Source organism: Streptomyces phyllanthi (genome assembly GCF_009377205.1).
GTDB lineage: Bacteria > Actinomycetota > Actinomycetes > Streptomycetales > Streptomycetaceae > Streptomyces > Streptomyces phyllanthi.
On the sequence record NZ_VJZE01000446.1, the window covers coordinates 1 to 7,442 of the forward strand.

Consider the following 7,442-nt stretch of genomic DNA (forward strand, 5'->3'; position numbering starts at 1 on the left):
CCCCCAGCCACCGCCCTGTTCCCGCTGCTCGGGGTGCCCGCCCCGCACCCGGGGAGTGCCGTGGGCGGGAGTGCCGTCGGGCAGCCGCGGAACCCCGCGCGCGGGGGTGCCGTCAGCGAATCGGGGCACCCCGTGCGCGGGCGTGCCATCCGGGAAACGCGGAACCCCGCGCGCGGGCGTCCCGTCCGGGAAGCGCGGAACCCCCTGTGCCGGCGTGCCATCGGGGCGGCGGGGCGCCCCGTGCGGCGGCCTGCCGCCGGAAGGCCCCGAAAAACGCGGAACGCCCTGAGCGGGCGTCCCGTCGTACATGCGCGGCACTCCACGCGCGGGAGTACCGTCGGCGGGCCTGGGCACTCCCCGCGCGGGTGTGCCGTCCTGGAAGCGCGGCGCCGGTGCGCCCGTCGCCCCGGTATCCGGCGGCGCCGGAGTCCCCGCAGTCCCCGGTGTGCCGGTCGCCCCACCCTTGGCGGCCCGCCCCTTGCGGCTGTGTCGTCCCACGCCGCGCCTCAGCTTCCCGCGCCGGAGGCGCCCGTATCGCCGGTCGAACCAGCCCGATCAGCGGACCCGGCCGAACCTGCCGAACCGGCCGAACCAGCTGCACCACTCAACTTACCCGTATCCGCGAGCAGTTCACGGAACGCCGTGGCCACCGTATCCGGGTACTCCATCATCGCCACGTGCCCCGCGTCCGGCAGGGACAGCAGCCGGGAGTCGCGGAAGGCGCGGGCCGCGCGCTGGGCCATGCGGTACGAGACGAGCTGGTCGCGCCGGCCGTAGACGAGCAGCGTGGGCGCGAGCACCCGCTCGGCCTGGCGCCAGAGGCCCTGCTGCCCACCCAGGGTGTACGCGTTCACGATCCCGCGCGCGGACCGCGCCATCGCGTCCCAGAAGTACGGCAACCGCAGCCGCCGCTCCATCTCCTCCACCGCGTTGCGGAAGCCTTCCGGCGTCACGCGCCCGGGGTCGCCGTAACACAGTGCCGTAACGCCTCGTACGCGCTGCTCGGCCGTCCAGTCCCTGGTGAGGCGCGTGAACAGTGCGGCCACCCCGGGCAGGGCCAGCAGTGCCGTCGGCACCGCGGTCCGCTGCACCCGGATCTCCGGCAGCGCGGGCGAGACGAGCGTCAGCGTACGGACGAGATCGGGGCGCACGGCCGCGACCCTGGTCGCGATCGCGCCGCCCATCGAGTTTCCGAAGAGGTGCACCGGCCCGCACTCGGCCGCGTCGAGGTAGCGGATCACCGAGCGCGCGTGGCCCATGACCGAGTAGTCGCCGTCGTCCGGCGGCGGGGAGTCCCCGAAGCCGGGCAGGTCGAGGGCCTCGCTGTCGACCAGCCCGTCGAGCAGCTGCATCAACGCCGACCAGTTCTGCGAGGAACCGCCCAGACCGTGCACGTACAGGGCGGGCGGCAGCCCTTCCCGCGCCGGCGGTCTCGACCGTACGGTCAGCGTGACACCCGGCAGCCCGACCGACCGCAGCCGCTCCCCGGCCGCGACCCGCACGGTGCTCACCCTGGGGGTGACAGTGGCGGCGGCCAGCGCGGACGGCAACTCGGTCGAAGACATGCGGCAATGTTACGAGACGATCACGCAGTGGTTCATGTGTTCGCCGTCACAGACGCCCTTTACCCATACGGAAGTTCGCCCGCCGTTCGCCCGCGCGCGACGACGCCGGGCCCCGCGAAGGACGCCGGGCTCCACGAAGGCGGACACCGGACCCGACGAAGGCGACCGGTCTCACCCCAAGGTCGCGAGCGCACCACATAGCGCCGGAATCGCGTGTCTCCTAGGCTCGTAAACAGGGCACCCGTACGTGGCCCCTGCTTCTGCCAGGGATCTCATGGATGTTCAGGGACCTTCAGGGAAGGGAGCCCAGCATGACCGTCGACCCGACCGATCCCGAGACCCTCGACGAGCCGAACGACACCGAGTTCGACGTCGAGGCTCCCGAGGCCGATGCCGCCGAACAGCACGCCGACCTCGCGCCGCACCGCGACGACCCGCTGACCGGCGGGGACCCGGACAGTGCCAGCGAGGCCGACCGTGCCGAGCAGGCACGGGTCGTCGAGCTCGACGAGGACGACTACCGGTGACGGGACGGCGACCGCCCGAGGTCGTGCGAACCACGGCTCCCGGGAGGCACGAGCACGGGAATCCAAGGGGAATCCAGAGGGACGGACGACCGCCTGGGGCGCCCTTCCACCCGCATCAACCTCGTGTGATGCGCTACGCGCCATTTCCCCAGGCGTCCGGTCCATGAAATTCTGCGCTCGCACCGCGCACACCACGGTTACCGAAAAGTACGATGGCCGCGCGGCGCTCACCGCATGTGGACGATTTTGGGAGGCGGCGTGACAGCCATCGAGCAGACAGAGGCGGCACGCCCGAGGGGCACGCGCCTGCCGCGCCGAGCCCGACGGAACCAACTGCTGGGCGCCGCCCAGGAAGTCTTCGTGGCCCAGGGCTACCACGCGGCCGCGATGGACGACATCGCCGAACGCGCCGGCGTCAGCAAGCCGGTGCTCTACCAGCACTTCCCGGGCAAGCTCGACCTCTACCTGGCCCTGCTGGACCAGCACTGCGAATCGCTGCTCCAGGCGGTCCGCGGCGCGCTGGAGTCGACGACCGACAACAAGCAGCGCGTACGGGCCACGATGGACGCGTACTTCGCGTACGTGGAGGACGAGGGCGGCGCGTTCCGGCTGGTCTTCGAGTCGGACCTGACGAACGAGCCCGCCGTGCGCGAGCGCGTCGACAAGGTCACGAACGAGTGCGCCGAGGCGATCTGCGACGTCATCGCCGAGGACACGGGCCTGTCCCGCGCGGAGTCGATGCTGCTCGCCTCGGGGCTGGGCGGCCTCGCCCAGGTGGTGGCGCGCTCCTGGCTGCACAGCGACCGCAGTGTGCCGCGCGAGCAGGCGGTCCAGCTGCTGGCCTCGCTGGCCTGGCGCGGTATCGCCGGCTTCCCGCTGCACGGCACCGAGCACCACTGACGCCCCTTGTTCCCGTCGGCTGTTCGCTCCTGGCGTTCTTCGACGGACCGTGTACCTCCACTCACCGGGCTAATGTGTGCGGGGTACGGCGCGGACGCCCGCGCACTTCACTGACCGTCGGAGGGACATAGCCGTGGAGGTCAAGATCGGCGTGCAGCACGCGCCCCGCGAGATCGTTCTGGAGAGCGGTCAGAGCGCCGAGGAGGTCGAGCGCGCGGTGTCCGAGGCGCTGGCCGGCAAGTCGCCGCTGCTGAGCCTCGTGGACGACCACGGCCGCAAGGTCCTGGTTCCGGCCGAACGCCTGGCGTACGTGGAGATCGGCGAGCCCACCGCGCGCAAGGTGGGCTTCAGCAGCGCGCTGTAGCCGAGGCATGAAGAAGGGGCCTGGTGGCGACTCGCCACCGGGCCCCTTCTCGTACCACCGCCCGCTTCTCCGGGATGCTTCCGGCCGCGGCCCGAACCCCCACAGATGGAGCACATCTCGTCCACAGCCGATGATTGCCTTCCGCAGGTCAGGGGTATGACGGGCTACGACCGATTCGCCCATGGCCGCGCGGGAGGGCACCTCATCATGTTCTTGGAAGCGCTCGGCTCCGCGGTCCTCGGTCTCGCCCTGGCGTGGGCGGCCCTCCACCGGCTGCCGCACCGTCTGCCGTCCCGTGCCCTGGTCCTGCCGACCGGTGTCGCGGGGTCCCTCTTCGGCGCGTTCGTCACGCACAGCGCCCTGGGAACGGGGCACCTTCTGCCCGTCCTCGCCGGCGCGCTGATCGTCTCCACGGCCTCGCTGTCCCTGCTGCTCCGCCCCGCGGAGAGATTTCGGCGCAGGTCGGCGACGGCATAAGGCCGACCGCCGACCACAACAGCGAAACTCCTGAGGGCGCGCCCCCGAGAGGGGCGCGGGGAACTGCGCGACCAGCCACGGAGAACGCGCGGCCGCGCACTGCGGAGCCCCCACAGCGCATGGGCGAACCCACGGTGCATCGGCGCCCCCACGGCGCATGGGCGAACCCACGGCGATGGGCGAACCCGGCTCAGGCCGCGAGGCCCAGCGCAGCCATCCGCTTCGTGTGCGCCTCAGTGATCCGCGAGAACATCTTGCCGACCTCGGCCAGGTCGAACCCGTCCGCGACCCCGCCGACGAGCATGGTCGACAGCGCGTCCCGGTCGGCGACGACCCGCTGGGACTGCGACAGCGCCTCGCCCATCAGCCGCCGCGCCCACAGCGCGAGCCGGCCGCCCACGCGCGGGTCGGCGTCGATCGCGGCGCGCACCTTCTCGACGGCGAAGCCGCCGTGGCCCGTGTCGTCGAGCACGGCGAGCACGAGCCTGCGGGTGTCGGAGTCGAGGCGGGCCGCGACCTCACGGTAGAAGTCGCTGGCGATGGAGTCGCCGACGTACGCCTTGACGAGCCCCTCGAGCCAGTCCGAGGGTGCCGTCTGCTTGTGGAAGCCGTCGAGCGCGGCGACGAACGGTTCCATCGCGTGCGTCGGCTCCTCGCCGATCTCGGTGAGCCGGTCCCGCAACTGCTCGAAGTGGTGGAACTCCGCCGACGCCATCTTCGCGAGCTCCGCCTTGTCGGCGAGCGTCGGCGCCAGCTTGGCGTCCTCCGCGAGCCGCTCGAACGCCGCCAGCTCCCCGTACGCGAGCGCTCCGAGCAGGTCCACGACCGCGGCGCGGTACTGCGGGTCGGCGGAGGCCGCCTCCCAGTCCCGGGCGGCCACCCCGGTGTGTTCGGCGTCGGATTCGGCGGGGGTGTCGGCAACGTGGTCAGGCTTGTCAGACGTCGTCATGCAGCGCACAATAGCCCGCTCGCCGTGTGACGTAAGTCCCTGGTCAATCACTGTGACGACCACTACGTGACCAAATCGGCCATCGCATATGCGCGATTCCGGGGTATGGTGGTAATGCGCCCGCCCAGTATCGACGGGCCGTATGAATGAGGATGCCCGGTCGGTGGCCCGATCGGCTCCGACCCGACAGCCCTCCTGGGCCGTACGGCACTGTGTGTACGGAGTCCGGAGGGACCCTCAGCGGTTCGAGCGCTAGAGCGTCGGCAGTGGTCCCGTGCCCCACGGCCAGCCCGTGAGGCGGCCGACGTCCCCCTGGCACGGTCCGACACGACCCCCGCGCTCGCCTCGCACCGCCCACACAGAAGAGGCAGCACCCTGACTACGTTCCGAGCACTCGGGATCCTTCCCGAGACCGCCGAGGCCCTGGAAGCCGTCGGCATCACCACTCCCTTCCCCATCCAGGAGATGACGCTCCCGGTCGCCCTCTCCGGCACCGACGTCATCGGCCAGGCCAAGACCGGCACCGGAAAGACGCTGGGCTTCGGCCTTCCGCTTCTTGAGCGCGTCACCGTCCCCGCCGATGTCGAGGCGGGCCGCGCCAAGCCCGAGTCCCTCACCGACGCCCCGCAGGCGCTCGTCGTCGTCCCCACGCGCGAGCTGTGCGTCCAGGTCACCAACGACCTGCTGACCGCGGGCAAGGTCCGCAACGTACGCGTCACGGCGATCTACGGCGGTCGCGCGTACGAACCGCAGGTCGAGGCCCTCAAGAAGGGCGTCGACGTGGTCGTCGGCACCCCGGGCCGTCTCCTCGACCTGGCCGGTCAGAAGAAGCTGAACCTGAAGCACATCAGGTGCCTGGTGCTCGACGAGGCCGACGAGATGCTCGACCTGGGCTTCCTGCCCGACGTCGAGAAGATCATCAACATGCTTCCGGCCAAGCGCCAGACCATGCTCTTCTCGGCCACCATGCCGGGCGCGGTCATCGGCCTGGCCCGCCGCTACATGTCGCAGCCCACGCACATCCGGGCCACGGCTCCGGACGACGAGGGCGCGACGGTCGCGAACATCGCGCAGCACGTCTACCGCGCGCACTCCATGGACAAGCCGGAGCTGGTCGCCCGCATCCTGCAGGCCGACGGCCGGGGCCTGGCGATGATCTTCTGCCGTACGAAGCGCACGGCCGCGGACATCGCCGAGCAGCTCCAGCGCCGCGGGTTCGCCTCCGGCGCGGTCCACGGCGACCTCGGCCAGGGCGCCCGCGAGCAGGCGCTGCGGGCCTTCCGCAACGGCAAGGTGGACGTGCTCGTCTGTACTGACGTGGCGGCGCGCGGTATCGACGTCGAGGGCGTGACCCACGTCATCAACTACCAGTCGCCGGAGGAGGAGAAGACCTACCTCCACCGCATCGGCCGCACGGGCCGCGCCGGTAACTCGGGTACGGCGATCACCCTGGTCGACTGGGACGACATCCCGCGCTGGCAGCTGATCAACAAGGCGCTGGACCTGTCGTTCAACGACCCGCCGGAGACGTACTCCACCTCCGCGCACCTGTTCTCGGACCTCGGCATCCCCGAGGGCACCAAGGGCGTCCTTCCGCGTGCCGAGCGCACCCGCGCGGGGCTGGAGGCCGAGGAGCTCGAGGACCTGGGCGAGACGGGGTCCCGCGGCTCGCACGGCCGTGGCCGCTCCTCCTCCGACCGGAGTTCCTCGGACCGCCCGGCCCGCGCTCCCCGGCGCCGTCGCCGCACCCGTGCCGGCGCCCCGGTGGAGGCCCCGGGTCCCGAGACCTCCACGGATGTTGCGGAGGCCACGGAGCCCCGCACCCCGCGCCGCCGTCGCCGCACGCGTGCCGGTGCCCCCTCGGAGCAGCCGGCGGTCCCGGCACCGGCCGGGCCTGCCCCCGCCGAGGCCATCGAGGCCACGGAGACGGTGTCCCCGGCCGAACCCGCCGTGGTCACCGAGGTCACCGAGCTGACCGACGAGCTCCCCAAGCCGCGCCGCCGCCGCACCCGTAAGACCGCGGCTGCCACCCAGTCGGCGGAGCCCACGGTCACGACGGCCGAGGAGCCCTCCGCGGAGGCGGCTCTGGCCCCCTCCGAGCCCACGGAGACGAAGCCGCGCCGCCGTACGCGCAAAACGGCCGCCACCACCGAGGCGACGGTTCCGGCCCAGGCCGCGGCCGAGGAAACCGAGGCCAAGCCCCGCCGCCGCACCCGCAAGACCGCGGCGACCGCCGAGACGACGGTGGCAGCGGTGTCGGCGGTGGACACGGTGGAGCCCGCGGAGAGCAAGCCGCGCCGCCGTACGCGCAAGACCGCGGCGACCGCCGAGGCGACGGTTCCGGCCCAGGCCGCAGCCGAGGAAACCGAGGCCAAGCCCCGCCGCCGCACCCGCAAGACCGCGGCGACCGCGGCGACCGCCGAAGCCACGGACGCCTGATCCCGTCCCGCGCTCCCGTCCGGATGGCCCGGCCCCTCTCCGAGGGGACCGGGCCATCGGCGTTCCCGCCTCGTCGCAGGCGTTCCCATCACCGCCCCGACGCGTTCCCGCCTCGTCGCACGCGTTCCCACCACCACCGCCGAGGCGTTCCCGCCGCCATCGGGCGCTCCCGCCCCCGGCCACGACGGGATGGCCCCACCGGCCCGTCGTGGCCAAAACGG

General features: G+C 72.4%; 7 protein-coding genes and 1 pseudogene. 5 read left to right on the forward strand and 3 right to left on the reverse strand.

Annotated features, from left to right (window positions below; all coding sequences use genetic code 11):
- Together FNH04_RS48195 and FNH04_RS37405 are read right to left on the reverse strand one after the other, a co-directional pair.
- Window positions 1–498, reverse strand: a pseudogene (locus FNH04_RS48195) (DUF3152 domain-containing protein); the annotation flags it as partial.
- An 8-nt stretch (window positions 499–506) separates the two neighbouring features.
- Window positions 507–1,565, reverse strand: coding sequence for an alpha/beta fold hydrolase (locus tag FNH04_RS37405; RefSeq protein ID WP_152790287.1), 1,059 nt, complete (start codon window positions 1,563–1,565; stop codon window positions 507–509).
- 311 nt (window positions 1,566–1,876) lie between these two features.
- On the opposite strand from FNH04_RS37405, the gene FNH04_RS37410 reads away from it, so the two are divergent.
- The 4 genes from FNH04_RS37410 to FNH04_RS37425 all read left to right on the forward strand — a co-directional run bounded on the left by FNH04_RS37410 (window position 1,877) and on the right by FNH04_RS37425 (window position 3,833).
- The gene (locus FNH04_RS37410) at window positions 1,877–2,092 is read left to right on the forward strand and encodes a hypothetical protein (protein ID WP_152790288.1); all 216 of its coding nucleotides are present in this window, start codon (window positions 1,877–1,879) and stop codon (window positions 2,090–2,092) included.
- A 258-nt stretch (window positions 2,093–2,350) separates the two neighbouring features.
- Complete coding sequence (locus FNH04_RS37415; protein ID WP_322724974.1) at window positions 2,351–2,992, forward strand: TetR/AcrR family transcriptional regulator; 642 nt, start codon at window positions 2,351–2,353, stop codon at window positions 2,990–2,992.
- A 133-nt stretch (window positions 2,993–3,125) separates the two neighbouring features.
- Complete coding sequence (locus FNH04_RS37420) at window positions 3,126–3,356, forward strand: DUF3107 domain-containing protein (RefSeq protein ID WP_322724976.1); 231 nt, start codon at window positions 3,126–3,128, stop codon at window positions 3,354–3,356.
- 207 nt (window positions 3,357–3,563) lie between these two features.
- Window positions 3,564–3,833, forward strand: a complete 270-nt coding sequence (locus FNH04_RS37425) for a hypothetical protein (protein WP_152790290.1) — start codon at window positions 3,564–3,566, stop codon at window positions 3,831–3,833.
- A 190-nt stretch (window positions 3,834–4,023) separates the two neighbouring features.
- On the opposite strand, the gene FNH04_RS37430 is transcribed toward FNH04_RS37425, so the two are convergent.
- Window positions 4,024–4,782 carry a ferritin-like fold-containing protein gene (locus FNH04_RS37430; RefSeq protein ID WP_152790291.1) on the reverse strand — a complete coding sequence of 253 codons (759 nt, stop codon included), beginning with the start codon at window positions 4,780–4,782 and terminating at the stop codon, window positions 4,024–4,026.
- Between the two features lie 465 nt (window positions 4,783–5,247).
- On the opposite strand from FNH04_RS37430, the gene FNH04_RS37435 reads away from it, so the two are divergent.
- On the forward strand, window positions 5,248–7,221 hold the full coding sequence (locus tag FNH04_RS37435; RefSeq protein ID WP_228031836.1) for a DEAD/DEAH box helicase: 1,974 nt from the start codon (window positions 5,248–5,250) through the stop codon (window positions 7,219–7,221).
- Window positions 7,222–7,442 lie beyond the last annotated feature (221 nt).

Bases quoted from the DNA above. Each gene is read 5' to 3' on its own strand.
- FNH04_RS37435 (WP_228031836.1), top strand. From the start codon at position 5,248: ATGACGCTCCCGGTCGCCCTCTCCGGCACCGACGTCATCGGCCAGGCC.
- FNH04_RS37405 (WP_152790287.1), bottom strand. From the start codon at position 1,565: ATGTCTTCGACCGAGTTGCCGTCCGCGCTGGCCGCCGCCACTGTCACC.
- FNH04_RS37430 (WP_152790291.1), bottom strand. From the start codon at position 4,782: ATGACGACGTCTGACAAGCCTGACCACGTTGCCGACACCCCCGCCGAA.
- FNH04_RS37425 (WP_152790290.1), top strand. From the start codon at position 3,564: ATGTTCTTGGAAGCGCTCGGCTCCGCGGTCCTCGGTCTCGCCCTGGCG.
- FNH04_RS37410 (WP_152790288.1), top strand. From the start codon at position 1,877: ATGACCGTCGACCCGACCGATCCCGAGACCCTCGACGAGCCGAACGAC.